This window comes from Pseudomonadota bacterium (genome assembly GCA_016719885.1).
Classification (GTDB): domain Bacteria; phylum Pseudomonadota; class Gammaproteobacteria.
In genome coordinates this window covers 183067-208591 of sequence record JADJYF010000012.1, presented here as the reverse complement: position 1 = coordinate 208591, position 25525 = coordinate 183067, and the positions used below count along the sequence as shown (strand labels likewise).

At 67.1% G+C, this 25525-nt stretch carries 21 protein-coding genes, 1 tRNA gene and 2 pseudogenes; 10 read left to right on the top strand and 14 right to left on the bottom strand.

What is annotated here, in order from left to right; all coding sequences use genetic code 11:
- Positions 1-25 precede the first annotated feature (25 nt).
- The 4 genes from IPM80_14140 to gshB form a co-directional block, all read right to left on the bottom strand.
- A complete protein-coding gene (locus tag IPM80_14140; GenBank protein MBK8959531.1) occupies positions 26-1048 on the bottom strand; it encodes an energy transducer TonB in 1023 nt (340 codons plus the stop codon).
- Complete coding sequence (locus tag IPM80_14135; protein MBK8959530.1) at positions 1020-1319, bottom strand: energy transducer TonB; 300 nt, start codon at positions 1317-1319, stop codon at positions 1020-1022. The genes IPM80_14140 and IPM80_14135 overlap by 29 nt, the downstream gene beginning before the upstream one ends.
- Before the next feature lie 166 nt (positions 1320-1485).
- Complete coding sequence (locus IPM80_14130; protein ID MBK8959529.1) at positions 1486-1923, bottom strand: hypothetical protein; 438 nt, start codon at positions 1921-1923, stop codon at positions 1486-1488.
- 39 nt (positions 1924-1962) lie between these two features.
- Positions 1963-2928: a glutathione synthase gene (gshB, locus tag IPM80_14125; protein ID MBK8959528.1), complete on the bottom strand. Its 966-nt coding sequence runs from the start codon at positions 2926-2928 to the stop codon at positions 1963-1965.
- A gap of 196 nt (positions 2929-3124) precedes the next feature.
- Here gshB and hemC point away from each other — a divergent pair, with 196 nt between their 5' ends.
- The 6 genes from hemC to IPM80_14095 all read left to right on the top strand — a co-directional run bounded on the left by hemC (position 3125) and on the right by IPM80_14095 (position 8776).
- The gene (gene hemC, locus IPM80_14120) at positions 3125-4081 is read left to right on the top strand and encodes a hydroxymethylbilane synthase (protein ID MBK8959527.1); all 957 of its coding nucleotides are present in this window, start codon (positions 3125-3127) and stop codon (positions 4079-4081) included.
- Positions 4082-4088: 7 nt separating this feature from the next.
- Complete coding sequence (locus IPM80_14115; protein MBK8959526.1) at positions 4089-4883, top strand: uroporphyrinogen-III synthase; 795 nt, start codon at positions 4089-4091, stop codon at positions 4881-4883.
- Entirely contained in the window at positions 4880-6001 is a 1122-nt protein-coding gene (locus IPM80_14110) for a uroporphyrinogen-III C-methyltransferase (GenBank protein MBK8959525.1), read from the top strand. The genes IPM80_14115 and IPM80_14110 overlap by 4 nt, the downstream gene beginning before the upstream one ends.
- Positions 5998-7179, top strand: a complete 1182-nt coding sequence (locus IPM80_14105) for a hypothetical protein (protein ID MBK8959524.1) — start codon at positions 5998-6000, stop codon at positions 7177-7179. Before IPM80_14110 ends, IPM80_14105 begins: the two co-directional genes overlap by 4 nt.
- Positions 7180-7273: 94 nt before the next feature.
- Positions 7274-8125 (top strand): amidohydrolase family protein, encoded by an 852-nt coding sequence (locus IPM80_14100; protein MBK8959523.1) that lies wholly within the window; start codon positions 7274-7276, stop codon positions 8123-8125.
- A 96-nt stretch (positions 8126-8221) separates the two neighbouring features.
- Positions 8222-8776 (top strand): carboxymuconolactone decarboxylase family protein, encoded by a 555-nt coding sequence (locus IPM80_14095; protein MBK8959522.1) that lies wholly within the window; start codon positions 8222-8224, stop codon positions 8774-8776.
- Positions 8777-8808: 32 nt separating this feature from the next.
- Here IPM80_14095 and IPM80_14090 read toward each other — a convergent pair whose 3' ends face one another.
- The 4 genes and pseudogenes from IPM80_14090 to IPM80_14075 form a co-directional block, all read right to left on the bottom strand.
- Positions 8809-9408, bottom strand: coding sequence for a TetR/AcrR family transcriptional regulator (locus IPM80_14090; protein MBK8959521.1), 600 nt, complete (start codon positions 9406-9408; stop codon positions 8809-8811).
- Positions 9409-9521: 113 nt separating this feature from the next.
- A pseudogene (gene gstA / locus IPM80_14085) lies at positions 9522-10143 on the bottom strand (glutathione transferase GstA).
- Positions 10144-10267: 124 nt separating this feature from the next.
- Positions 10268-10927 (bottom strand): AAA family ATPase, encoded by a 660-nt coding sequence (locus IPM80_14080; GenBank protein ID MBK8959520.1) that lies wholly within the window; start codon positions 10925-10927, stop codon positions 10268-10270.
- An 84-nt stretch (positions 10928-11011) separates the two neighbouring features.
- A complete protein-coding gene (locus IPM80_14075; GenBank protein ID MBK8959519.1) occupies positions 11012-11905 on the bottom strand; it encodes a phosphoribulokinase in 894 nt (297 codons plus the stop codon).
- 128 nt (positions 11906-12033) lie between these two features.
- Between IPM80_14075 and msbA the strand changes: the two genes are divergently transcribed.
- Positions 12034-13788 (top strand): lipid A export permease/ATP-binding protein MsbA, encoded by a 1755-nt coding sequence (msbA, locus tag IPM80_14070; GenBank protein MBK8959518.1) that lies wholly within the window; start codon positions 12034-12036, stop codon positions 13786-13788.
- 79 nt (positions 13789-13867) lie between these two features.
- Here msbA and IPM80_14065 read toward each other — a convergent pair whose 3' ends face one another.
- From IPM80_14065 to IPM80_14050, 4 genes are all read right to left on the bottom strand, one after another.
- A complete protein-coding gene (locus tag IPM80_14065; GenBank protein ID MBK8959517.1) occupies positions 13868-14515 on the bottom strand; it encodes a VPLPA-CTERM sorting domain-containing protein in 648 nt (215 codons plus the stop codon).
- A 147-nt stretch (positions 14516-14662) separates the two neighbouring features.
- Positions 14663-16636, bottom strand: coding sequence for a DUF3488 domain-containing transglutaminase family protein (locus tag IPM80_14060; GenBank protein ID MBK8959516.1), 1974 nt, complete (start codon positions 16634-16636; stop codon positions 14663-14665).
- Positions 16633-17598 carry a DUF58 domain-containing protein gene (locus IPM80_14055; GenBank protein ID MBK8959515.1) on the bottom strand — a complete coding sequence of 322 codons (966 nt, stop codon included), beginning with the start codon at positions 17596-17598 and terminating at the stop codon, positions 16633-16635. Before IPM80_14055 ends, IPM80_14060 begins: the two co-directional genes overlap by 4 nt.
- Positions 17595-18512: an AAA family ATPase gene (locus IPM80_14050; protein ID MBK8959514.1), complete on the bottom strand. Its 918-nt coding sequence runs from the start codon at positions 18510-18512 to the stop codon at positions 17595-17597. Before IPM80_14050 ends, IPM80_14055 begins: the two co-directional genes overlap by 4 nt.
- Before the next feature lie 289 nt (positions 18513-18801).
- On the opposite strand from IPM80_14050, the gene sthA reads away from it, so the two are divergent.
- A complete protein-coding gene (gene sthA, locus IPM80_14045) occupies positions 18802-20184 on the top strand; it encodes a Si-specific NAD(P)(+) transhydrogenase (protein MBK8959513.1) in 1383 nt (460 codons plus the stop codon).
- 135 nt (positions 20185-20319) lie between these two features.
- Here sthA and pmbA read toward each other — a convergent pair whose 3' ends face one another.
- Entirely contained in the window at positions 20320-21666 is a 1347-nt protein-coding gene (gene pmbA / locus IPM80_14040) for a metalloprotease PmbA (GenBank protein MBK8959512.1), read from the bottom strand.
- A gap of 99 nt (positions 21667-21765) precedes the next feature.
- Here pmbA and uvrD point away from each other — a divergent pair.
- Positions 21766-23941: pseudogene (uvrD, locus tag IPM80_14035) on the top strand (DNA helicase II).
- 94 nt (positions 23942-24035) lie between these two features.
- Here uvrD and IPM80_14030 read toward each other — a convergent pair.
- Positions 24036-24911, bottom strand: a complete 876-nt coding sequence (locus tag IPM80_14030) for a cytochrome c5 family protein (GenBank protein MBK8959511.1) — start codon at positions 24909-24911, stop codon at positions 24036-24038.
- A 529-nt stretch (positions 24912-25440) separates the two neighbouring features.
- Here IPM80_14030 and IPM80_14025 point away from each other — a divergent pair.
- A tRNA-Arg gene (locus IPM80_14025) sits at positions 25441-25517 on the top strand.
- Positions 25518-25525 lie beyond the last annotated feature (8 nt).

Sequence of the window (25525 nt, the reverse complement as noted above, 5' to 3'; positions counted from 1 at the left end):
GCGCTGACAAGCCGCGCCATGCGGCTCAGCGCGACACCGACACGCCGCTGGCATCGAAGAATTTCCAGGTGCGCGTGACGTGCAGTTCGTCCACTTCCTTACGGATCTCGGGCGGCAGCGGATCATAGGGCGCGGCCAGATGCACGCTGCGCACGGCGGCATCATCGAGCAGCGTGATGCCGGACGACTTGCGGATGCTGATCTCGCCGACGCTGCCGTCACGGTTGACCGCCACGTCCAGCATCACCGTGCCCGACAGGCGCCGACGACGCGCCTCCTCGGGATAGTTGATGTTGCCGATGCGTTCGACCTTGGCGCGCCACGCCTCCATGTAGGCCGCGTAACGATATTCCTGGGTGGTGGCCGACACGTACTTGCGGCGCGGGCGCTTGGCGCGGCTCTCGAGTTTTTCCTGGATCTCGGCCGACAGGTTGGCGATGGCGAAGGAGTGCACGAGTTGCTGTGCGCCGTCGGGCAGGGGTTCGTTGTCGACCACCGGTTGTGGCTCGGGTTGCGGTTCGGGCGGCGCTTCGGGCCGCACCTGGGTGGGTCGCGTGGCGCTCTCGTGCGGCACCGGCAATTCGCCCTGGCGGGCCACGCGCGCCACGTGATCCTTGACCTGGGTGCGGCCCTGGCGCGCCGGCGCGGGCGCCGGCTGTGCCACCGGCGGCGCCGGCCGTGCGCGCGCCGGCGGTGGCGGTGGGCTCGCGACCGCCGCGGTCGGCGCCGGCAGGGGCGACTTGACCGGCGCGCTGGGCCTGAGCTCGTCGTCGGTGTCGCCGCCACCCTCGAGATTGGCCTGCGACAGCAGCTTGGCCTCCTTGGGGGCGCGCGCCGATTTCTCCGCCACCAGGATCACTTCCATCGACTCGAAGCGCGACGGCGCCTTGGGCTCGGGCGCGAAACTCACACCCAGCAGCACCATGGCGTGCAGCACGATGGCGACGACGATGGTCAGCGCCAGGCGGTCGTCGCTGTTGAAGTCGCCAGGACGCGTGGCCTGGCGTAGCGCGCGTACGTTACTGACCACCGCTGAAGCCCTGGTCATCGACGATGCTCATGGTGAACTCGATGTGCGCGACGTCGTACTTCTTGGCGATCTCCGGCGGCAGCGCGCCGAAAGGCGCGGCCTTCTCGATGATGCGCACGGCCTTGGCGTCGGTGGCCTCGATGCCCGATGAGCGAGTGATGGTGACGTTGGCCAGGCTGCCGTCGCTGGCCACCGCCACGTCGAGGCCGACGCGGCCGCTCGGCACGTCGCGTTCGAACAGCTCGCCGAAGCGCTTGGCGCGGTTGCGCACGCCCTCGGCATAGGCCATCTCGGTCAGATCGCGCGTGTTGTTCCTGATATAGAGCGTGCGCTCGCTGAGCGACTGGCCGCTGACGGTCTTTTCTTCGATGAGGCCGGCGCCGGTGGCGGCGATGGCCAGCGAGCGTTCGATGAGCTGCGCGGCGGTGGGCAGGGGCAGGGGCGGCGCATCGCCGCTACCCGAGGCCGCGCCGGCGCGGCCTCGGCGGCCGGCGGCGCGGTGGCTGCCGCGGGCGGCGCCGGCGTGGCTTGGGCGTTGCTTTTGGCGCGGGCCGGGCCGCGACCCGCGGCGTCGGCGCGGGCCTGACGGGCGCGATCACGGGCGCCGGCGCGGCTTTGATTTCGGGCTTTTCCACCGGCGGCATGGGCAGCAGCGGCGGTTCGTCCTGGTTTTCGGCGGCCGGCGTCAGCGCGGCGTTGGTGGCCACCGGCGCGCCAGGCACGGCGGCCGGTACCAGCACCACTTCCATGGCCGAGAACCGCGACTTGACCGGCGCGTCGGGCGGCAAGCGCACGCCCAGCACCACCATCACGTGCACCGCCGCCGCGATCACGATGGTCAGCAGCAGCCGGTCGTCGCTCCGCACCGGCGGTTCGAGCAGCGCCTCGCTCATGTCGATAGTGCGACGCGTGGGCGGACCCCGTCGCGCTCGTCAGCCGCGCGCGGCGAGGCGGCTGTCGATGGCCTGCATCAAGAGGCCGCCGACGTCGATGTCGTAGACCGCCTCGATCTCGCGTGCGCAGGTCGGACTGGTGACGTTGATTTCCGTCAGCCGATCGCCGATCACGTCGAGGCCGACGAAGATGAGGCCGCGCTTTTTCAATTCCGGCGCGACCCTTTCGGCGATCGCGCGATCGGACGCCGACAAGGGTTGCGGCACGCCGCGTCCGCCGGCGGCGAGGTTGCCGCGCAGCTCGCCGCTGGCCGGGATGCGCGCCAAGGCGTAGGGCAGCGGCACGCCGTCCACCACCAGGATGCGCTTGTCGCCGTCGAGGATCGCCGGCAGGTAGCGCTGCGCCATGCAGTAGCGCTGCTCGAGCGCCGTGATCGTTTCAAAAATGACGCTGGCGTTGCCGTCATCGGGCCGCACGCGAAACACCGACGCGCCGCCCATGCCGTCCAGCGGCTTGACCACGATGTCGCCATGTTCGCGCTGAAAGGCGCGCAGCTCGTCCATGTTGCGTGTCACCAGCGTCGGCGGACACACATCGGAAAACCACGCGGTGAAGAGCTTTTCGCTGGCGTCGCGAATGGAGCGCGGATCGTTCACCACCAGCGCACCCTCGGCCTGCGCGCGTTCGAGCATGTAGGTGGCGAACACGAATTCCATGTCGAAGGGCGGGTCCTTGCGCATCAGCACCACGTCGAGCGTGGCCAGCGGCATCGGCTCCTCGCTGCGCGGCCCGTCGAAGTCGTACCAGTGCTCGAGGTCGTTATGGACCTTGAGCCGTCGCGTGCGCGCGCAGGCGCGACCGTCGCGCAGACTCAGGTCGGACATCTCCATGTAATAGAGTTCATAGCCGTGACGGGCGGCTGCGAGCAGCAGCGCGAGCGTGGTGTCCTTCTTGGGCTTGATCGCGTCTATCGGATCCATGATGACGCCAAGACGCCGTGACATGCGCACACCCTCTAACTATGGAATGGTCAACACACACCTTATCACACCCGACCTCCCCGTCCGGGGGCTCGCTGCTTGACGGCGCGCAAGGCCGCGCCGCATGGCCCGGCGCCGGGCGCTTCGCGCAGTAGTTTTTCAAGGGCGCGCTCGTTAGCATTGCCGCCCACAACCAGCGTTCGAGCAAGCGCAGCTAGCCATGACCCGTTTCGATACTCCGCGTCCCGCGCGCGCCCTGGTGCGCATCGCCACGCGCGCCAGCGAACTGGCGATGTGGCAGAGTCGTCATGTCGCGGCCGCGCTGGAAGCCGCGTGGCCGGGACTCGCCACCGAGCTGGTGCCCATCACCACCACCGGTGACCGCATTCTCGACAGGCCGCTGGCGCTGATCGGCGGCAAGGGCCTGTTCATCAAGGAGCTCGAGGTGGCGATGATGGAAGGTCGTGCCGATCTCGCCGTGCATTCGATGAAGGATGTGCCGTTCGAATTGCCCGACGAGCTTTACATCGCCGCCATCCTCGGCCGTGAAGACCCGCGCGACGTATTGCTGAGCGCCGACGCGCGGCGCCTCGACGCCTTGCCGCCGGGCTGCCGGGTCGGTACGTCGAGCCTGCGCCGTCGCAGTCAGATCCTCGCCTTGCGGCCCGACCTCAAGCTGCTCGATTTGCGTGGCAACGTGCCGACGCGACTCGGTCGCCTGGCACGCGGCGAATACGATGCCATCGTGCTGGCCGCGGCCGGCCTCAAGCGTCTCGGCCTGTATGGCGACACTGCTCGCGCGTTCGACGTCAGCGACATGCTGCCAGCGGTCGGCCAAGGCGCCATCGGTATCGAATGCCGGCGTGGTGATGTTGATATTGAAAGCCTGGTTGCACCATTGCACGATGCCGCGACCGCCAGCTGTGTGCATGCCGAGCGCGCCATGAATGCGCGCCTCGGCGGCAGCTGCACGGTGCCGGTGGCGGGGCATGCGCAATTGCATGACGGACAATTGACCTTGCGTGGCCTGGTTGCCGCGGTCGACGGCGACGACATCGTCCGGCAAACTGCCAGCGGCCTCGTCGCCGAGGCCGAACGTGTTGGTGATGAATTGGGCCAGGCTTTGCTGGCCGCGGGAGCGGATCGCATCCTGCGTCGATTGCACGAACAGAGTTAATCCCAAAATGCAGACACAAGACGACGCATTGGACGGAATCTCGGTGCTGGTGACGCGCCCGGCCGAACAGGCCGAGAGCCTGGCGCGCGCCATCGAAGGCGCCGGCGGCACCGCCATACGCGCGCCCATGATCGTGATTACCGGCTTGCACGACGGCTCCGTGGCGGGCGCCGTGGCTCGTGAGCTCGCCAGCTTCGACATCGTGATCTTCGTCAGTCGCAACGCCGCCGAATTTGGCGTGGCCCTGATCAAGGAAGAAGGGCAGTCGCTGGACGGCATGGCGGTGTTCGCGGTCGGACTCGGCACCGCCGCGTGCCTGAAGAATCTCGGCGTCAAGAACGTCATCACGCCCGCCAGCGAATTCAGCTCCGAAGGGCTGTTGCGACTCGACGGCCTGTCCGAGGCCAAGATCAAGGACAAGCGTATCGTCATCTTCCGCGGCGTCGGCGGGCGCGAGTACCTGGCCAAGACCCTCGAGCGGCGCAATGCCGATGTCGTCTATTGCGAATGCTACGAGCGCAGCAAGCCGCCGCTGGTGTTGGGTTCGACCCTCAAGAAGAGCGCGGTGAAAGTGCCGGACATCGGTCTTGCCACCAGCATCGAGGTGCTCGACAACCTGGTAGAGAAAATCGAAGACGAAGGCATCGACCAGTTGTTCGACATGCAGATGCTGGTGGTCGGCGCGCGCGTCGGCCAGGAAGTCGAAGCGCGTGGTTTCACGCATCGCGCGCTGGTGGTCGAGAATCCGTCCGACGACAGCATCTTGAAACGTCTCATCCACTGGGCCAACGACGAAGCATGAGCGATACCCCGCCCCCGGCGGCCGCCGCGCCGCAAGCCGCGCCCGCGCGCGGTGGCAAGCTCGCGCTGCTGGCCCTGATCCTGACCGTGGCGCTGGCGGCCGGCGGATATTACTGGACGCGCTTCGTCGCCGAGCCGGGCGCCGCCGCGCTGCGCGCACGTCTCGACGATGTCGGCGCCGAGCGCGACGAACTGGCGAGGCGCGTGAGCGACGCGGACCAGCGCCTCGCCAAGCTCGAGAACAATCACGGCGACACGCTGGCCGCTATCGAAACCTTGCGTCGTGACAACCAGGCTTTGAGCCGGTCCGTGAACGAACTCGCCGCGCAGCGTGGCGATCATGCCCTCGACTGGGTGCTGGCCGAATGCGAATACCTGGTGCTGACCGCCAGCCAGCGCCTGGCGCTCGCGCATGACGTCGCCAGTGCGCGGGCGGCGCTCGCGGCCGCGGACGAGCGTTTGCGCGGCGCCGAGCATCCGGCGCTCGCGCCGCTGCGCGAACAGCTGGCGCGCGACCTGCAGGCCTTGGCGGCGGTGGCCGAGCCCGACATCGAAGGGCTGTCGCTGAAATTCGCCGCGCAGATCCGCAAGGCCGACCGCCTGCCCACCAAGGCGATCGCCGAGGTCGATACGTCGTTCAAGCACAGCCGGGAACAGCGCGTCACGCCCGACAACTGGCGCGGCGTGTTGCAGGCCATGTGGGACGACCTCATGAGCCTGGTCCAGATCAAGGACGACGAACTGCCGGACAGCGTGCTGTTCGATCCCAAGCTGCGCCACTTCGTCGAACAGAACCTGAAACTCGAACTGTCGAGCGCGCGCCTCGCCATCCTCGAACGGGACACCACCAACTACCGCGTGGCGGTGGAGATCGTGCAGGACGCCGTGTCGCGCTACTACGACGCCGACGATGCCGGCGTGAAGGCGCTGGCGCAGATGCTGACCGATGTGCGCAACATCGAACTCGCGCCCAAGCTGCCCGACGTCAACGCCAGCCTCGACGCGGTGCGCGCCGCGCGCGAAGCGCTGCGTGTCGCGCCCGTCACGCCGGCCACGCCCGCACCCGCGCCCGCCGAAACCGCGCAGTCGACGCCGACGGAGCCCTCCGCCCAGCCATGATGGTGCGCCTGGTCCTGGTGGTGCTGGTGGCCTTGATGGCGGCCGTGCTGGCCGGTCATTTCATCGCCGTCGATCCGGGCTTCATGGTCATCGGCATCGGCGGCAAGGTCATCCGCACGACCTTCGCGTTCTTCGTGATCGCGGTGCTCGGCAGCGTGCTGGCGCTGTACATCGGTCTGCGCCTCATGGCGCATCTTTTCGCCCTGCGCGGACGCTTCGGACGCTGGTCGGGCGATTATCGTCGGCGTCGTGCCTATCGTTCGCTCGCCGACGGCCTGCTGGCGCGCGCGGCCGGCGATCACGCGCGCGCCGAGCGCCTGTTCAGCCTCGGCGCCGACGACCAGGCGCAACCGGAAGTGCATTACCTTGCCGCCGCCGAGGCCGCGCAGGCGCAGAGCGCCAACGGACGCCGTGACAATTACCTGCGCCTGGCGCGCGACCTGAAACCGGAAGCGAGCGTCAGCCTCGACATGCAGCGCGCGGGATGGCTCTTGGATCAGGCGCACACCGACGAGGCCGCGGCGCTGCTCCAGCAGCTCAAGCACAGCCAGCCGCAGAGTCCGGCGCTGTTGGCGCTGGAGTTGAAACTCGCCCGTCAGCGCGGCGAGCATGCCGCCGTGCTGCGCCTGTTGCCGGCGCTGCGTCGCGACCGGGTGATGAGCCATGACCAGGCCGACGCCCTGGAAAGACAATGCGCGGTGGCGGTGCTCGCTGACGCGCAACTCGACGCCGCGGCCTTGACCACGCTGTGGGAAGGTTTCTCGAAGTCGCTGCGCGCCACGCCCGAAGTGCTGGCGGCCCATGTGCGCGCGCTGATGCGCGTCGGGCGCGATGATGAAGCCGAACGTCTGCTCGCGCGCCATCTCGATCACAGCTGGCACAGCGACCTGGCCGCGCTCTACGGCGAAATCCACTGCGAGCCGGCAGCCCGCCAGCTGCGGCGCGTCGAACAGTGGGCGCAGCGCCACGACGCCGATGCCGGTTTGCGCCTGGCGCGCGCGCGGCTCGCCATGCGCTCGCAGCTGTGGGGTCCGGCGCGCAGCCAGCTCGAACAACTGGTGCGCGATCATCCCCTGCCGCTGTTCTATCGCCTGCTGGCCGAAGTCGCCGACGGCGCCGGTGATGCCGAGGCCGCGCAGCGCTATCGCAAGCAGGGCCTGGAGTTGGCGACGAGCTGAGCGTGCCTTTGTGGGTCGGGCTTCAGCCTGACGCCACCTTTCGTCGTTCGAATGTCAGACTGAATTCTGGCCCATACCACCGGCAAGGATCCCGATGTCCCACGACTCTCTCGTCATCGACGCCCAGGTCCACGCCTACCAGCGCAACCACGCGGCGCGACCCTGGGTCGGCCATCTGCACGGTCCGGATGAAGTCACGGGCGACGACATGGTGGCGGCCATGGACGCGGTGGGCGTCGACGGCGCGCTGTTGATCTCGCCGTGGAGTTTGTATCGCTTCGACGCGAGCTATGCGCTCGAGGTGCATGCCAGGCACGGCGACCGCTTCGGGCTCATCAAGCCTTTCGATCCGGCCTCGCCCGCGATTGAAGAGGAGATCGCCCAATGGGCGCGTACGCCCGGGGCGGTCGGCGCGCGCATCGTGCTGTGGCACGACCATGTCATCGATGAAAAGGATCCGGGGCTGTCGCGCATCCTCAAGGCCGGCGCCCGACACGCGCTGCCGATCAATATCCTCGCCTGGGAGCGACTCCACCTCTTCGCCACCCTGGCGCGCGCGCATCCCGACACCCAGCTGGTGCTCGATCACTGCGGGCTGCGCCAGGCGTTCACGCCACCGCCACCGGCCGCGCCGTTCGCCGCGCTGGATGAAGTGTTGGCACTGGCGCGCCTCGACAATGTCGTCATCAAGATCACGGGCGCCTGCACCTTGTCGCATCAGCCCTATCCCTATGCCGACATCCATGCGCCCTTGAAACGCCTGTTCGATGCTTACGGCTTCGAGCGTTGCCTGTGGGGCACGGACTGGACGCGCGCCACGGCCTTCGTCACCTATGCGCAAGGCGTCGACATGTTTCGTGATGCGCTGGGACTGTCGAGCAGCGAGCGCGCGGCCTTGATGGGCGGCAGCCTCACGCGCGTCTATCGTTGGGCGCCGCGTCGCTGACACGCACGCGCGTGGTTTGACCGCTTCGCGGTCGCGCGTTACCGTCGGCTCGAGCGCAGTATCGTCTGCCCTCCATGACACCGACGAGGAGGTTCCGTGGCGCGCATTCCCTATCCCGATCCCGCCGAGCTCGACGACAAAGTGCGCACGCGGCTGGCGCAACTGCCGCCGCTCAACATCCTGCGCATCCTGTCCCATGCGCAAGGTAATTTCATTCCGTTCCTGGCCATGGGCTCGTCCATCCTCAGCGGGCAGTCGCTGGACGGCAAACTGCGCGAGCTGGCGATCCTGCGCGTCGCGCATCTGACCGGCGCGCACTACGAGTGGACGCAACACGTCCCGATCGCGAAGCAGTGCGGGGCGAGCGATGCGCAGGTTGCGGCCATCGCCGAGGGCGCGGGCGCGGCGGCGTTCAACGATCTCGAGAACAAGACGCTGGCCTTCACCGACGAGTTGACGACCAAGGTGCGGGTGTCCGATGCGACGTTCCAGGCGCTCGCGGCCCTGTTGCCGCCACGACAACTGGTGGAGTTGACCTTGGCCGCCGCCTTCTATGGCCTGGCGGCGCGCGTGATGGAAGTGTTCGAAATAGAACTCGAGCCGAGCGCCGGCACCTATTCGCTCGAACAGTTGCAGCCCAGGAAAGATTGAACGTCGCTGACGGCGCGAATGAACTCGCGCCCTCAGTCACCACACACCATGGCGATGGCCTGGGTCGCCAATTCGCGCAAGCTGTCCCGCGACTCCCCCGCACGCGAACGCACCGCCAGGCTGTGCAGCACCGCCTGGGTCAAGCGCGCGCGGTCACGCGGGGTGGGCGTCGGTTTGATCTGCCCGGCGTCGAGCGCGGCGCTGAAACGTGCGGCCAACATGCCATCCAGACCGGCGATGACGCCGGCCAGGTCGCGCTGGATTTCCCCATGGGCGACGGCTTCGGCGGTGGCGGTGCAGATGGCGAAACAGCCCAGGGGTGGGTCATGGGCGCAATACACGGCCAGTGCGCCATCGAAGAAGGCTTGCAGCGCTTCGCGCAGCTCGCCGCTGCTGGCGAGGGCGGCGCCGACCTCCTGTTCGACCTGGGCGATGAAGGCCGCCAGCGCCTGGCGGTAGATGGCCTGCTTGTCGCCGTAGGCGTTGTAGAGACTGGGCTTGTTGAGCCCCATGGCCGCCGCCAGGTTGTCCATGGTGGTGGCCGCAAAGCCTTGCCGCCAGAACACTTCGAGTGCGCGCAGCAGCACCGCGCCGTGCTCGAACTGGCGGGGCCTACCGCGGGGTGGAGACATGCGAGTTCGGTGGGCGAGCGTTCAGGCGGCGGCACATGGTGGCATCTTAACCGGCTTTCGCTGCTGCGCCGGCAGGCGGTGGCCGCGCCCGGCGTTGGGCGCGGCCGCCAGGCTTACGCGGCCTGCTGCGCGGCGGCAGCTTCCGCCGCGATCGCCGCCTGCACCGCGGGGCGCGCGTGCATGGCCGACAGGTAGGCGCCCACCGCCGGGTAGGCGTCGAGACCGACGCCTATCTTGGCGCACAGCGTCAGCGCCCAGGTCAGGTAGGCATCGGCGATGGTGAAGCGCTCGCCGACCAGGAACTGGCGCCCTGCCAGTTGGCCGTCGACATAGGCCAGCTTCCTGTCCAGCAGTGAACGACCCCAGGCCTTGGCCTCGGCCGGCGAATCGGGTGCGAACATCAGGTAGAAGCACAGCTTGTGCACCTCGGTGCCGACGTAGTTTACCCACTCGACGACCCGGTAGCGCTGTTCGCTGCCGGGTGCCGGCAACAGGCCCGCGGCGGGCGCGGCGTCGGCCAGGTATTGCAGGACGGAAGGGCCTTCGGTCAGCACCGTTCCGCTGTCCAGGCGCAGCGCCGGCACCTGGCCCTTGGGCGTGACGGTCAGGAAATCGCCGCCGTCGGCAGTACGCTTGGTGGCGAGCGTGACGGCAGAGGTCGATGGGGAGACCGGCCTCGCGGGCGGTGATATGGCTTGCGAGGGAACAGGCAAACGGCGAGAAGTACAGTTGCATGGCGGCGTCTCGGTGATGGGGTGGTTTCATTATGTACTAAAAAGTACAAAATAAAACCCCCATCGACGTCGAGCAGGTTTCCGTCCCCCCGGTGCGGGATTTCAACCGCTGCCGCGCGACGGCCTCACGCGTCGGGCATGCTGCGCGGGCTTGCCAGCCATTTCAGCAGGGGCATCCAGTATTCGCGGTCGACCGCGCTCTGGGAGGGCGGCATCTCGAAGATCGACAGGCCTTTCTCGGCGGCCTTGAGATAGGCGGCGCTCAAGCGCAGCCAGGTCAGGAACGGAAAGCGCCGTCCGGACGGCAGTTTCTGATCCATGAGGAAGTCCTCGAGGTCGTCCGAGGTGCGGGCGCCATCGCGCACCCGGCTCGCGATCGTGCAGATCTTGACGTCGTTCTCCACCAGCGGCCGCACTTCGCGCAGCTCGCCAAAGAATCGCTGGGCGGCGCGAATGTCGACTGGCGAGGGCACCACCGGCACGATGGCGGTGTGCGCCTTGCGCAACAAGACGGCGAGGATGTCGCCATGGGTGCCGGCCGGCGCGTCCATGATCACGACGTCGGTGCTGCGCGGCACGCGCAGCGGGCCGGCCGCCGCGTCCACAGCGCCGATCTTCGCCGCATTGGCGCCGCGCTGACGCAGCCAGTCCATGCTCGAGCCCTGCGGGTCGTAATCCGCCAGCACCACCTTGGCGCCCTCGGCCGCGTAATAACCGGCGAGATTGGTCGCCACCGTCGTCTTGCCGCTGCCACCTTTGGCGTTCAGCACCAGAATCGCGCGCATCGCGAGCCCCCTTAAGGGTTTGACCTGTCCAATATCAATCGCGGCGCGCGCGTTCGGCGGCGCCGTTCGAATCCCTCGCAACCGCTAGGCCGCGCTTTGCTTCACCGCGCGGTCGCGCCGCTCCATCATGCGTTCGATGACCGGGTTCAGGAGCAACTCCATGGCAAATACCATCTTGCCCGCCGGCACCACGATGGTATCCGGGCGCGACATGAACGAACCCTGCAGCATTTCCAGCAGGTAACGGTAATCCGGGTTGATCTTGCGCCGGTTGGCTATTTTCACCACCACCATGCTTTCGTCGTTGGTCGGGATCTCGCTGGCGGTGAAGGGGTTGGAGGTGTCGATGGTCGGCACGCGCTGGAAGTTGACGTCGGTGCGCGAGAACTGCGGGCAGATGTAGTGCACGTAGTCGGGCATGCGGCGCAGGATCATCTGGGTCGCGGCCTCGGCCGAATAACCGCGTACCGCGCGGTCGCGATGGATTTTCTGGATCCATTCGAGGTTGATGATCGGCACCACGCCGACCAGCAGGTCGACGAAGCGCGCGATATTGGCCTCATCGCCGATGAACCCGCCGTGCAGCCCCTCGTAGAACAACAGGTCGGTGTCGCGCGGCAGCGGTTGCCACTCGGTGAAAGTGCCGGGCTTGCTCTCCAGGCGCTTCGATTCCTTGCTGGTGTGCACGTAGTAGCGGCGCTTGCCGCTGCCGTTCTCGCTGTAGGCGCGGAACAGGGTTTCGAGCTCGCCGAGCAGGTTGCCGTCGGGGCCGAAGTGGGTGAGGGTCTTGCCCTGCAGGGCGGCTTTCTCGACCTCCCAGGACATCTGCTTGCGATCGTAGCGGTGGAAGCTGTCGCCCTCGATGACGGCCGGATTGATGCCCTCGCGCTGGAAAATGCGCTCGAAGGCAGTCTTGACGCTGCTGGTGCCGGCGCCGGACGAACCGGTGACGGCCACGATGGGGTGCAGTTCGGACATGGGCTGTCGTATTTATGGTTCGAAATGCAGGCTCGTCGGTATTGTAGGGGCGAAATCTGCGGCCAGCCACCGTTGGCCGGAGCCGATGTGCGGATGCAAAAAAGGTGGCTGGCGGGCACACTAGCGCGATGCGCCAGAGGACCATCGCGGACCGCGAGATCTATCATCGACTGCTCGGCTTCGTACGCCCCTACTGGCGCCAGTTCGCCTGGGCGATTACCGCCATGGTGGCCCTGGCCGCCACCGAGTGGATGCTGCCGGCGCTGCTCAAACCGCTGATCGACAAAGATTTCGATATCGCCCACGGGCGCAACGCCTATATCACGGGCGGCCTGCTGGTGGCCCTGTTCGCGGCCCGCGGCCTGCTCAACTACATCGACATGTTCGCCCTGCAGTGGGTCGCCCAGCGCACCATCGCGGACTTGCGCATGGCCATGTTCAAGACCCTGGTGCGGCTGCCCGCGAGCTTCTTCGACAGCCGCTCGAGCGGCGAGCTGATCTCGAAGTTCACCTTCGACGTGACCCAGGTGGCGCAGGCCGCGACCCGCGTCATCGAAGTGCTGATCAAGGACACCGCCATCATCACGGTGCTGTTCGGCTACCTGTTCTATCTCAACTGGCAGCTGACCGCGCTGTTGGTGCTGTTCGCGGCGCCCATCGCCTTCATCGTGCGGCGCGCCTCGCAGCGCATGCGGCAGATGAGCCGCCGCCTGCAGGAGTCGGTCGGCGCCATCAACCAGGTCACCGAGGAATCGGTGCGCGGCCACCGCGAGGTCAAGGTCTTCGACGGCTACGACTACGAGACCCAGCGCTTCGACCGCGCCATCAACGACGCGCGCAAATTCCACATGAAGGTGGTGGGGTCCAGCGCCACCATCGTGCCGCTGATCCAGTTGTGCGTGTCGGTCGGCATCGCGCTGATGGTGGTGCTGGCGGTGCGCGCCGCCGCCAGCGGCAGCATGACGCGCGGCGACTTCATTGCCTTCGTCACCGCCACCGCGCTGGTGCTGCCGCCGACCAAGCGCCTGGCCGGCGTCAACGAATTCCTGCAGCGCGGCCTCGCCGCCGCCGATTCGATTTTCGCGCTGGTCGATGTCACGCCGGAAGTCGACCAGGGCCAGCACGACGCCAAGCTCGAAGGCGCCATCCGTTTCGAACACGTGAGCTTGCGCTATGGCGAACGCACCGCGCTCGATGACATCAATCTCGACATCAAGGCCGGCGAGACCGTGGCCCTGGTGGGGCGCTCGGGCGGCGGCAAGACTTCGCTGGTCAATCTCGTGCCGCGCTTCTACCCGCTCACCAGCGGACGCCTGTTGATTGACGGTCGGCCGCTCGAGGAATACACCCTCGCCAGCCTGCGCCGCCACATCGCCTACGTCGGCCAGCACATCGTGCTGTTCAACGACACCCTGTACAACAACATCGCCTACGGTGCCCTGCGCCAGGTGCCGCGCGAAGCGGTGGAACGCGTGGCGCGCGAAGCGCAGGTCAGCGCCTTCACCGACGGCCTGCCGCAGGGCCTGGATACCTTGATCGGCGAGAACGGCGTGCGCCTGTCGGGCGGACAACGCCAGCGCGTGGCGATCGCGCGCGCCTTGCTCAAAGACGCGCCGATCCTGATCCTCGACGAAGCGACCGCCGCGCTCGACAACGAAGCCGAGCGCCTGGTGCAGGAGGCGCTCAACACGGTGCGCAAAGGCCGCACCAGCCTCATCGTCGCGCATCGACTGTCGACCATCGAACAAGCCGATCGCATCGTGGTGCTGGACGGTGGCCGCATCATCGAAAGCGGCTGCCACCGCGATCTGCTGGCCGCCGGCGGCGCCTATGCGCGCCTCTACTCGGCGGGCTTCGAAGAGTTGTCCGAAGTCGCGGTATAGGCGCGAACATGTCAGGCTGAAGCCTGACCCACGGCCGCACCTTTCCCTTGTGGGTCAGGCTTCAGCCTGACGGCATAAGTCAGCAATTGCGTTTGCGCTTGAGCCCCGTCAGCACCGCCACACCGCCCAGCATCAAGCCGACACTGGCCGGCGCCGGCACCGGGCTTGCGGTGAGGCTCAAGGCCTTGAGCGCGAAACCGTCGGTCTGGCCATTGCCCTGCACGAAGAAGTCGATGTGATTGAGGCCGGCGACAAAACCGCTGTTGACAGTCACCACCGGGCCGAAGTTGTAGGTCGGGCCCGTGCCCCAGGGCACGAGTGCGCCACCGTTGAGGCTGAACTTCGGTACCCAATGGCCACGGTCGGCAATGATTTCGCCCGAGTCATCCGCCGCCCATTGGAACTCGAGTTCGGTATCCGCGGCATTGAAGCCGGTCAGGTCGAAAGACTGGCGGAACACGAACTGCGTCCAGTTGCCGACGCCACCGTTGCTGCCGCTGGTATTGTTGGCCAACCAGTTGATGCCTTCGGTGACGCGCCCATCGACGCGGCTGGCGGTCACGAAGCCACTGGTCGGAAAGGGGCCGCCATCGATATCGCTGAGATTGGTCGCGACCTGCCACGCGGCGGTATCGGAGGTCGAGGCGAACGGCAGGGTGGCGGCCTGGCTGGCGGACGCGAAGGACAAAGTCGCGAGTGCGACGACGAGTGCGGATGGGTAGCGCATGGTGGATTCTCCTTCTTGTAGGTAGCGACGAAGCGCGCACGCTCGCCGTCCAATCTCGGGCGAGCATGGTCCCATGCTCCACCCGGCGCAGGCGAGGCGTCTTGATTCCCGTCAGTTCGTCTCCCCCGCACGCAGGGCGATGGTCCCTCAGCTCCGCCGTCGCGGTTTGAACTTCGCCACCCGTCGCCGTAGCGCTTTGACGTCCACGCCGCCGCGCCCATAGCGCAGCAATCCATACAGGCGCGTGATGGCGCGCACCTCGTCGGCCAGATCGCCGCGCAAGCGGATGACTCGTTCGGCGAATGCGAGCGGCGCTTCGCTGGCACCACGCGTGAAGCCGATGCGCGCGAGTCGCGCGCAGAACAACGCGTAGGCGGCGCCGAGCGGATCGAGCGGTTTGCGCGTGGCGCGCCACATCATCAAGGCCAGCGCGCCGGTGGTCAGGGCGAGCGCCAGCGTCAGACCGATCACCAGTGAGCCGTAGTCGAGGTCCTCGAAGCCGAGGTCTTCGAACAGGTTGCGCTGTTGCGCGCTGGTGTAACCCAGCACCCATTGATTCCAGCCATAGGTGATGGCGTCGAAGGAATCGCGCAGACGTGTCCACACGCGGCCGCCGAAGGCGTCGCGCGCAAAGCCGCTGCCCGGCGCGCCGCGCGCATTGGCGTCGGCAAAACCCAGCGACACGCGATTCGGTGCGATGGTGGCGGTCGGGTCGACGCGCACCCAGCCCTGCCCGTCGAGATAGACCTCGGCCCAGGCGTGGGCGTCGCGCTGTCGCACCACCATGTATTCACCGACTTCGTTGTATTCACCGCCCTGGTAGCCGGTCACGACCCGCGCCGGAATGCCGGCCGCCCGCATGAGGATGACGAAGCTCGAGGCGAAGTGCTCGCAGAAGCCCTCGTGGGTCACGAACAGGAAATCATCGACCGCGTCGCCGGGCAGCGCCGGCGGCGTCAAGGAGTAGACGAATTTCTGGTCGCGGTAGAAGGCCAACGCGCGCTCGATGACGGCGCCGGCGTCGCTGTTGGCGGCGCGCCAGCTTTCCGCCAGTTCACGCGCGCGCGCATGATGGCCAGGCGGCAGCTCCAGCGCAGCGTGACGCTCGGCATCGCCGAGGCCCGCCATGCGGTACTCGATGGCGGAGTCGAGGTCGTAGCGCATGCGCTTGCGCACCGGCTGGCGGCTCTTGAGCGCGTAGTCGCTGGTCTGCATGACATCGCGCGGTTTGCCCGTCACCGCGTCGAGCCCCAACAGCCAGTGCTTGCGATGGGGCTCCATGGTCACGGTATAGAAATAGCGTTGGCCATGCTGTTCGAGCGGCGGCGGCGCCGCGTTGAAGGTCGCCACCTGCCAGGTGCGGCCGTCGCTATGCCACAGCACCGGGCCGCGCCAGTAACGCGCGCGGGCGCGTGGCTCGGGCCCGTGGAACTGCACGCGAAAGGCAATCTCGTTCGACATGCCGAGGCGTGTGATCTCGCCCACCGTCATGCTGTCGCTCAAGCCGGTGACCGCGTCGAAGGCGTCCTGCGGCAAGCCCCACAGCGGCCCCGGTATGCGCGGGAACAACACGAAGGCAATCAGCATCAAGGGCAGCGCCTGTGCGGTCATCAGCGCTGACAAGCGCAGCATCGCGCGCGGCTGGCGCCACGCTGGCGGCGTGTTGTATTGAATGAGCACCGCGGTCGCGGCCACCACCACGCCCAGCATGTAGAGCGCGGTGGGGATGGTCTGGGAGTAGAAGAAATTGGTGACCACCAGGAAGTAGCACAGAAACGTCACCACGAAATAATCCCGTGGGCTGCGCATTTCCAGCAGCTTCAAGCCCAGCAGCGCGGCCAGCAGTTCGACACCCGCGTCGCGGCCGAGCTTGCCGCGAAACGCGATGTAAATGGTGACGAAGGCGGTGATGGCCAGCAGCTGCTTCAACAGCCACAGCAGGCGATGCTCGCGATCGGGCAGTGGCAACACTCCCCGTGCGCCGAGAAAACGCCAGCCGCAGGCCAGCACGAAACCGAAATTCAGGATCCACGGGAAGCGCGGCATGTGCGGCAGCAGCGCCAGCATCAGCACCACCGCCACCCATGCGACTTCGCGCGCGCTGATCGGGGCCGGATTCACGCCGGCGCCTCGTACAGCGCGAGCGCACGCAGGCAGGCGTCGCGATGTTCACGCCCGCGGCCGTGGGCGCAAAACACACCAGGCAGCTCCAGTGCATAGCTATGACCGGCGGCATGGGCATCGAGCACCCAGCGGCACAGCTGCGACAGGCGCGGCTCCAGGCCCGCCACCGAGCTGACCGCCGCCCACGACAGCGTGAGCCGCATCGCGCCCTGACCATGGAAGCGTTTGACCATCACTTCGCGTTCCTGCGCGAGGGTCTTCCAGGCGATGGCGCGCACCGGGTCGCCGGGCGCATAGCGGCGCAGGCCGGCAAACTCGCCGCTGCCGACGCCATGCAGATCCGACTGCCCGCTGGCGGTGGTGGGCGCGTAGGGCAGCGGCAGATGACCGCGCGGCGCGGGATACACGAGGCACGGACTGTCGCACTCGAAATAGGCCCAGGTGCGCAGGATGCCGAGCGGATACACGCTTTCGACGCGCAACCGGCCGAGCGACATCCAGCCGCGCCTGTCGGTGAGACGCGCCAAGGTGACGCTGTCGCTCGACAGCGGCGCGATGTCCATGCCGCGCTCGGCGCGCAACATGAATCGTCGCGCCTGGCGATCGAGGCCGCGTGGCCACGGCCCGACGCGCAACGCGAGGCGCGGCAAGGGAGAGACATTCTCGAAGCGGCATTCGAACCCGGCATCCTCGCCGGCATGTACCGGCAGCGCCCGCGCGCCATGGAACACCAGCCCGTTGAGATTGCGATAGGTGTGCAGCATCGCCACCATCACGAGGCCGAACAGCAGGAAGGCCAGCAGGTAGCCGAGCGCGTTGTCGTAGTTGATGGCGCCGATCAGGATCACGGTCAGCATGGCGCCGAAGGTGACGCCGCTCGCGGTCGGGAAGATGTAGACCCGCCGCCTGTCCAGGCGCTGCTCACGCGACCGCGCGGCGGGCGCCGCGACCACGCTCACGGAATGGGCACGGCGTTGGCGAGTTGCTCGCGCACGAAAGCCGCGTCGACGCTGCGCGAGGTATCGAGCGGACGCAGGCGATGCACGGCGACACTCGCCAGCACCGCCTGGATGTCGTCCGGCATCACGTGATGGCGGCCGTCCAGCAAGGCCCAGGCGCGCGCCGCGCGTAACAGGGCGAGCCCGGCGCGCGGCGACAGGCCGCAGCCGAACTGCGGCGCGCGACGGCTGTAATCAAGCAGGTCCTGCACGTAGTCGAGCAGAGCATCGCTCACGTGCACGCCGTCGACCTTGTCCTGCAGTTCGAGCAGTTCCTGGCGCGACAGCACCGGCGCCAGCTCCGACAGCGCCACGCGCCGGTCCGGCGCCTTCAACAGCGCGCGCTCGGCGCGGCGGTCGGGGTAGCCCAGGGAAATGCACATGAGAAAACGATCGAGCTGCGATTCCGGCAAGGCGAAGGTGCCTATCTGATCGCTGGGATTCTGCGTGGCGATGACGAAGAACGGTTGCGGCAAGGCATGGGTCTCGTTCTCTATCGTCACCTGCCGCTCTTCCATCGCTTCCAGCAGCGCGCTCTGGGCGCGCGGCGTGGCGCGATTGATCTCGTCGGCCAGCACCACGTGGGTGAAGATCGGGCCGGGATGAAAAGTGAAGCGCGCGGCGTCGCGCTCGTAGACATAGACGCCCAGCACATCGGCCGGCAGCAGGTCGCTGGTGAACTGGATGCGCTGGAATTCGACGCCCATAAGGCGCGCCAGCAGGTGGGCAAGGGTGGTCTTGCCGACGCCCGGCAGGTCTTCAATCAACAGGTGTCCGCGCGCCAGCAGGCAGGCCAGCGCCAGGCGGATTTCATTGGACTTGCCGAACACCACCTGCTCGGCGGTCTTGATGACCGTCTCCAGGCGGGCGCGCAGGATGTCGCCGGCCGGCGTCGCGCGCAGGCGGGGTTCGGAGATGTGTTCGACGGGGCGTTGTGACACGCAAGGGTTCTCCTGTTGGGCGGTCCGGACCGTTCGGGCGTGCGTGCGCGGGCCGCTGCCGGAACGTCCGCGCTCAAGTTATCGGCGCATCTTCCGTTGATCTCAACTCGTGAAGCCCCGTGCAGGGCGCCCTCCGCTTTAGCTTAAACAAGCGCGCGCGAGCGTGCGAGCCGTGGCAGGGGCGGAAAACGGGCGGCGGGACGCGGTCGCTGAAAGGAACACCATGACCAAGTACGATTTTGTTGTGATCGGCAGCGGACCGGCAGGGCAGCGCGCCGCCATCCAGGCCGCCAAGCTCGGACGCACCGTGGCGCTCATCGAGCGTTCGTTCTCCATCGGCGGCGCCTGCGTGCATACCGGCACTATTCCCAGCAAGACCTTGCGCGAGGCGGTGTTGTACCTGTCCGGCTGGCGTCAACGCGGCTTCTACGGGCGCAGCTACCGGGTCAAGGAGCGCATCACCGCCGAAGACCTGATGCAACGCCTGGACATCACCATCCGCCACGAAATCGAGATCCTGATGCACAAGCTGCACAGGAATTTCGTCGACACCATCGCCGGCAACGCGGTGTTCGAAGCGCCCCACGTGCTGCGCATCGAGACCGGCAGCGACGAGGTGAAACTCATCGAGGCCGACAAGATCCTCATCGCCACCGGCTCGCGGCCGGTGCAGCCGCCGGGCATACCCTTCGACCGCCCCAACGTGGTCGACAGCGACAACATCCTCGACATGAAGGAATTGCCGCGCACCGTGGTGGTGGTCGGCGCCGGCGTGATCGGCGTCGAGTACGCGGCCATGCTGAGTGCGCTCGACATCGGCGTGACGCTGGTCGACGGGCGCACCGACATCCTCGGTTTTCTCGATCGTGAAATCGTCGATGAATTCACCCATCACCTGCGCGACCGTGGCGTGAGCCTGCGCCTCGGCGAAACCGTGCAGTCGGTGGAAGTCATCGACGACAAGAAACTCGTCGTGCATCTCGCCAGCGGCAAACACATCCGCGCCAACATGGCCTTGTTTGCCTCCGGGCGCGTGAGCAACACCGACAAGCTCAAGCTCGAGAACGCCGGTCTCACCACCGACAGCCGCGGACGCCTGGAAGTCGATGCCAATTTTGCCACTGCCGTGCCGCACATCTATGCGGCCGGCGACGTGATCGGCTTTCCGGCGCTGGCCTCGACTTCCATGGAGCAGGGCCGCCAAGCCGCGGCCCATGCTTTCAACGGCGTGGCCAAGGCCACCAACGACATCTTCCCGTTCGGCATCTACGCGGTGCCGGAAATGAGCGTGGTGGGCAAGACCGAGGAAGAACTGCGCGCCGCCGGTATCGCCTACGAAACCGGCATCGCGCGCTTTCGCGAAACCTCGCGCGGCCAGATCCTTGGCTTGCGTGAAGGCTTGTTGAAACTCTTGGTGTCGCTCGAAGACCGCCGTCTGCTTGGCGTGCACATCGTCGGTGAGGGCGCCACCGAACTCATCCACATCGGCCAAGCGGTGCTGGCCCATGACGGCAAGCTCGATTTCTTCGTCGATGCGGTGTTCAACTACCCGACCCTGGCCGAGGCCTACAAGATCGCGGCGCTGGATGCGTGGAACAAGCTGTAGGGGCGAATTCGTTGCACATGCGCGGATAACTCCCAGGGTAGGTGCGAATTCATTCGCACACCCAAAATCGGGGCTTCTCCGTGGGCCAGACTTCAGTCTGACATTCAGAATGGAGAAGAAATCGCACCCCGGGAATCACGACCCCGCGACCGCCATCTCCCCGATCATCACCGAGCCGATATGCACGGTGCCACGCGTTTCGACGTCGGCGCCTATTTCGCGGATGTCCTTCAGCATGGCCTTGAGGTTGCCGGCCACGGTGATCTCTTCCACCGCGTGGGCGATTTCGCCGTTCTCGATGAGAAAGCCGCTGGCGCCGCGTGAATAATCGCCGGTCACGCCGTTGACGCCCATGCCCATGAGGTCGGTGACCAGCAGCGCCCTGTCGCAGCCGGCGATGATGTCGGCAAGCGCGCGCTCGCCGTGGCTGACCAACAGGTTGTGCGTGCCGCCGGCGTTGCCGGTCGGCTCGCGGCCGAGACGGCGCGCGGCGTAGGCGCTCAAGAGATAGGTATTCAAGCGGCCCTGCTCGATGATGGTCTTGCGCCGGGTGGCGACGCCGTCGTCGTCGAAGGCGGCGCTGCCGAGCGCGCCCGGGATCAGCGGGTCTTCGGTGACGGTGACGAATGACGGCAGGATGGTTTCGCCCAGCGCGTCGAGCAGGAAAGAGGCGCGGCGGTATTGCGCGCCGCCGCTGATGGCGCCGATCACGTGGCCGATGAGGCCGGTGGCGATACGGGCTTCGAAGATCACCGGCAGGCGGGTGGTGGCAATCTTGCGTGCGCCGAGCTTGGCCAGCGTGCGTTCGGCGGCTAGGCGCCCGACCGTGGCTGCGTCTTCGAGCCGCGTGGCGTCGCGCCCGCTGGTGAACCAGTAACCACGCTGCATGCCGCCGCCGTCCTCGGCGATCATGACCGCCGACAGTCCATGGCGCGTGCCGCGGTAGGCGGCATGGAAGCCGTGGGAGTTGGCGTAAGCGCGGCTGCCGCGATAGCGGTTGACGCTGCAGCCGTCCGACTGCTTGATGCGTGCGTCCGCGCCGCGCGCCACGTTCTCGCATTCGATGGCGAGCGCGATCGCCGCCTCGGCGTCGATGTCCCACGGATGATCGAGATCGAGATCGGGCAGGGCGTTGGCGAGGAACTCGGGGGCGGCCAGCCCGGCATGGGGATCGGGCTCGGCCACCTCGGCGATGCGCAGCGCTGCGCGCACGGTTTCGTCGAGCGCCTGGTCGGAAAAGTCCGAGGTGGTGGCGCTGCCCTTGCGGCCATCGAGGTAAATGGTCACGCCGAGGCTCTTGTCGCGCTCGTGCTCGACGGTCTCGCAGGCGCCGCCGCGCACCGTCACCGACAGGCCTTCGCCCGCGCTCACGCCGACCTCGACGGCCTTGGCGCCGGCACGACGCGCCGCATCGAGGGTGCGCACCGCCAGTTCGTCGAGCACGGCGGGGTGGTTGTAGTCGCTGGCGATGGGCTGTTTCATGGCGCTAGCTTAAGAAATATCGCGCGGGCCGACCATCGGCGAGGCGCGGCGCGATGGCCTAAACTAAGCGCTTTGCCCGCCTTGACCTCGACACCGCCCATGACCGATTCCCCCATTCTCGCCAAACTGAATCAGCGTCAGCGTGACGCGGTCGCCTCCAACGTCGACCAGGTGCTGGTGCTGGCCGGTGCCGGCAGCGGCAAGACGCGGGTGCTGGTGCATCGCATCGCCTGGTACCTGGAGACCGGCCAAGCCTCGCCGCTCGGCATACTCGCCGTGACGTTCACCAACAAGGCTGCCGCCGAAATGCGCGGCCGCATCGAGCAACTGACCGGCCGGCCCATCGGCGGCATGTGGGTCGGCACCTTTCACAACATCGCCCATCGCATCCTGCGCGCCCATGCGCGCGACGCCAACCTGCCCGACAACTTCCAGATCATCGATTCCGACGACCAGCTGCGCGTGGTCAAGCGCGTCATTCGCGGCTTGAATCTCGACGAGAACGAATGGCCGGCCAAGGAGGCGCAGTGGTTCATCAATGCGCGCAAGGACGACGGCCAACGTCCGCAGCATGTCGACGATTACGGCGACGGCGCGCTGCATACCATGGTCGACATCTATCGCGCCTACGAAGACGCCTGCCAGCGCGCGGGCTTGGTCGATTTCGCCGAGATGCTGCTGCGCGCCCACGAGCTGTGGCTCGCTCATCCGGGCCTCTTGCGTCATTACCGCGAACGCTTCTGGCACGTGCTGGTGGACGAGTTCCAGGATACCAACGCCATTCAATACGCGTGGCTGAAGAACCTGGTCGGCGACGACGGCAATATCTTCGTGGTCGGCGACGACGACCAGTCGATCTACAGCTGGCGCGGCGCGCGCGTCGAGAACATGCAGCATTTTCGCAAGGATTTTCCTGGCCACCAGCTGGTGCGCCTGGAACAGAACTACCGTTCGACCGGCAACATCCTGTCGGCCGCCAACACCCTCATCGCCAACAATCCTTCACGGCTCGGCAAGGAGCTGTGGACCGACGGCGCCAAGGGCGACCCCATCACGCTCTACGCGGCCTATAACGATCTGGACGAAGCGCGTTTCTGCGTGGACCGCATTCGCCTGTGGCATGACCACGGCGGACGCCTCACCGAGTGCGCCATGCTCTATCGCACCAGCGCCCAGTCGCGCGTGCTGGAAGACGCCTTACGCCAGGCCGAGCTGCCCTACCGCGTGTATGGTGGCTTCCGTTTCTACGAGCGCGCCGAGATCAAGGACGCCCTGGCCTACGTGCGCCTCGCCAGTTCACGCGGCGACGACGCGGCCTTCGAACGCATCGTCAACGTGCCGCCGCGCGGTATCGGGCAGCGTTCGATCGATGAGCTGCGCGAAGTCGCCAAGCGCGAACGCATCACGCTGTGGGAGGCGACGCGACGCCTGACCGACACCAAGGAACTGTCGGCCCGCTCGCTGGGCGCGCTGCAACGCTTCCTCGATCTCATCGACCGCATGAGCATCGCGGTCAATGAGCTACCGCTGGCGGAGCTGCTCGAGCACGTTATCGCGCAGTCCGGCCTGGTCGAGCATTACAAGAAGGAGAAGGGCGAGCGCGGGCTGGATCGCATCGAGAACCTCGAGGAACTGGTGAGCGCCGCGCGCGACTTCAAGCCTGCCATCGACGATGAGGAGATCCCGATACTCGCCGCTTTCTTGACCCATGCCGCGCTGGAATCGGGCGATGGTCAGGCCGAGGCCTACAGCGATTGCGTGCAGCTGATGACGCTGCATTCGGCCAAGGGCCTCGAGTTTCCGCAGGTATTCCTGGTCGGCGTCGAGGAGGGCTTGTTCCCCCATGCGCTCGGCGGCAGACCCGGTGCAACTCGAGGAAGAGCGGCGGCTGTGCTACGTCGGCATCACGCGCGCGATGAAGAAGCTCACCATCACCTACGCGGAATCACGACGCCTGCATGGCGCCGATTTCTATCCGCAGCCGTCGCGCTTCATCCGCGAACTGCCGCGCGAGGTGATGGAGGAAGTGCGGCTGGGTGGGCGTGTGAGCGCCGGGCGCACCGGCGTCAGCGGCGGCTCGGGGCTGGTGATGGAGCACTCCGCCAACGCTTTCGGTCTGCGCCTCGGCCAACGCGTGCGTCACAAGATCTTCGGCGAGGGCGTGGTGTTGCACATGGAAGGCCAGGGCGAACATTCCAGGGTGCAGGTCAACTTCGAGGCCGATGGTGTGAAGTGGCTGGTGGCCGCCTATGCCAACCTCGAGGCCAGCGGCTGACGTGTCGACGGGCACGCAAGTCCGGTAAAAAAAACGAGGCCCTGCCCATCACGCCGCGTGCAACGTGATGGGCAGGGCCTCGTCGCGGTGAAGCCTACTTGACGGCCTCGAGCATGTAGTCGACGGCGGCCTTGACGTCCGCGTCCGCCAGGTCCGGACGGCCACCCTTGGGCGGCATCATGCCGGCGCTGCCCATGAAGCCATTGATGGCGCTGGCGTGCAGTACGTCGACGCCCTTGGCGATGCGCGGCTCCCAGCCAGCCTTGTCGCCGAGTTTCGGTGCACCGGCGGCGCCCGGGGTGTGGCACACGAAGCACACTGCGTCGTAGGTGGCCTTGCCCTTGCCGGCGTCAGCCACGGCCGGCGCGGCGGCTGCGGCGTCAGCGGCCGGCGCCGCGGCGGCAGGCTCCGCGGCGGGGGCGGCGGCCGGTGCGGCGTCGCCCTCTTTCTTGCCGCCGACGGCGGCCATCATGTATTCCACCGCGGCCGTGACCTGGGCGTCGGTCAGGGTCGGGTTGCCACCGCGCGCCGGCATCATGCCCGCCTGCCCGGTGAAACCGGCGATGGCGTGCTGCACCAGGGTGTCGTGACCCTGCGCCACGCGGCTTTCCCAGGCCGCCACATCGCCGTGCTTCGGCGCGCCGGCAATGCCTTGCGCATGGCACGCAAAACACACGCTGTCGTAAGTCGACTTGCCCGGGTCGCTGCTCGCGGCGGCGGCCGGTGCCGCCGTGCTGGCCACTTCGGCGCCGGTGTTGGCGCCCGCCACGGCGACCGCATCACCGCCGGTATTGACCGCGCCGACCGGCGCGACATTGGCCGCTTCGTTGCCTCTCGGTCCGTACTTGACCTCCGCGCCGCCGTTGACGATTTTCGCCAACACGAAGGCCGTCAAGCCCACCACCACCAGGAACAGCAGTACCAGGGAGAAATTTCTAACGAACACCGAGTCGTCTTGTTGATTGCTCATTTTGGTCTCTCGAAGGAAGAGGGAAGCGCCAGATCATTCTTATGCCGCGCATTCCAGCCGGACGCGGGCCGCCGGCATTATAGCCAAATCGAACTGTTTCACTAGGCTACTCAGGGCATTGGGAGCGGGTAGCGAGTGCCCGCGGCCCGAGCTCGAGGGAGTGCCCTCCGAAGGCAGAGGTCACAGGTTCGACAACATCGCGCAGCGATGTTGGACGGCGGCGCCATGCGCCGACGCCCCGCAGGGGTGAGCACGCGCCCAAGCGCGGGCGAATCAATCCTGTCGGGCCAACGGCCGCCCCCGAATGCCGTTATACTTCCCGCCTCACCACGCGCCCGTAGCTCAGCTGGATAGAGTGCTTTCCGGCGAAGGCAGAGGTCACAGGTTCGACAACATCGCGCAGCGATGTTGGACGGAGGCGCAACGCGCCGACGCCCCGCAGGGGTGAGCACGCGCCCAAGCGCGGGCGAATCAATCCTGTCGGGCCAACGGCCGCCCCCGAATGCCGTTATACTTCCCGCCTCACCACGCGCCCGTAGCTCAGCTGGATAGAGTGCTGCCCTCCGAAGGCAGAGGTCACAGGTTCGAATCCTGTCGGGCGCGCCAACTAAAAG

What these genes read in the sequence shown, in the direction of transcription:
- IPM80_14135 (MBK8959530.1), bottom strand. Translation starts at nt 1,319, where the DNA reads ATGGCCTATGCCGAGGGCGTGCGCAACCGCGCCAAGCGCTTCGGCGAG.
- IPM80_14105 (MBK8959524.1), top strand. Translation starts at nt 5,998, where the DNA reads ATGATGGTGCGCCTGGTCCTGGTGGTGCTGGTGGCCTTGATGGCGGCC.
- sthA (MBK8959513.1), top strand. Translation starts at nt 18,802, where the DNA reads ATGACCAAGTACGATTTTGTTGTGATCGGCAGCGGACCGGCAGGGCAG.
- IPM80_14140 (MBK8959531.1), bottom strand. Translation starts at nt 1,048, where the DNA reads ATGACCAGGGCTTCAGCGGTGGTCAGTAACGTACGCGCGCTACGCCAG.
- IPM80_14110 (MBK8959525.1), top strand. Translation starts at nt 4,880, where the DNA reads ATGAGCGATACCCCGCCCCCGGCGGCCGCCGCGCCGCAAGCCGCGCCC.
- IPM80_14100 (MBK8959523.1), top strand. Translation starts at nt 7,274, where the DNA reads ATGTCCCACGACTCTCTCGTCATCGACGCCCAGGTCCACGCCTACCAG.
- hemC (MBK8959527.1), top strand. Translation starts at nt 3,125, where the DNA reads ATGACCCGTTTCGATACTCCGCGTCCCGCGCGCGCCCTGGTGCGCATC.
- IPM80_14115 (MBK8959526.1), top strand. Translation starts at nt 4,089, where the DNA reads ATGCAGACACAAGACGACGCATTGGACGGAATCTCGGTGCTGGTGACG.
- msbA (MBK8959518.1), top strand. Translation starts at nt 12,034, where the DNA reads ATGCGCCAGAGGACCATCGCGGACCGCGAGATCTATCATCGACTGCTC.
- IPM80_14090 (MBK8959521.1), bottom strand. Translation starts at nt 9,408, where the DNA reads ATGTCTCCACCCCGCGGTAGGCCCCGCCAGTTCGAGCACGGCGCGGTG.
- IPM80_14065 (MBK8959517.1), bottom strand. Translation starts at nt 14,515, where the DNA reads ATGCGCTACCCATCCGCACTCGTCGTCGCACTCGCGACTTTGTCCTTC.
- IPM80_14030 (MBK8959511.1), bottom strand. Translation starts at nt 24,911, where the DNA reads ATGAGCAATCAACAAGACGACTCGGTGTTCGTTAGAAATTTCTCCCTG.
- IPM80_14130 (MBK8959529.1), bottom strand. Translation starts at nt 1,923, where the DNA reads ATGAGCGAGGCGCTGCTCGAACCGCCGGTGCGGAGCGACGACCGGCTG.
- IPM80_14075 (MBK8959519.1), bottom strand. Translation starts at nt 11,905, where the DNA reads ATGTCCGAACTGCACCCCATCGTGGCCGTCACCGGTTCGTCCGGCGCC.
- IPM80_14080 (MBK8959520.1), bottom strand. Translation starts at nt 10,927, where the DNA reads ATGCGCGCGATTCTGGTGCTGAACGCCAAAGGTGGCAGCGGCAAGACG.
- pmbA (MBK8959512.1), bottom strand. Translation starts at nt 21,666, where the DNA reads ATGAAACAGCCCATCGCCAGCGACTACAACCACCCCGCCGTGCTCGAC.
- gshB (MBK8959528.1), bottom strand. Translation starts at nt 2,928, where the DNA reads ATGTCACGGCGTCTTGGCGTCATCATGGATCCGATAGACGCGATCAAG.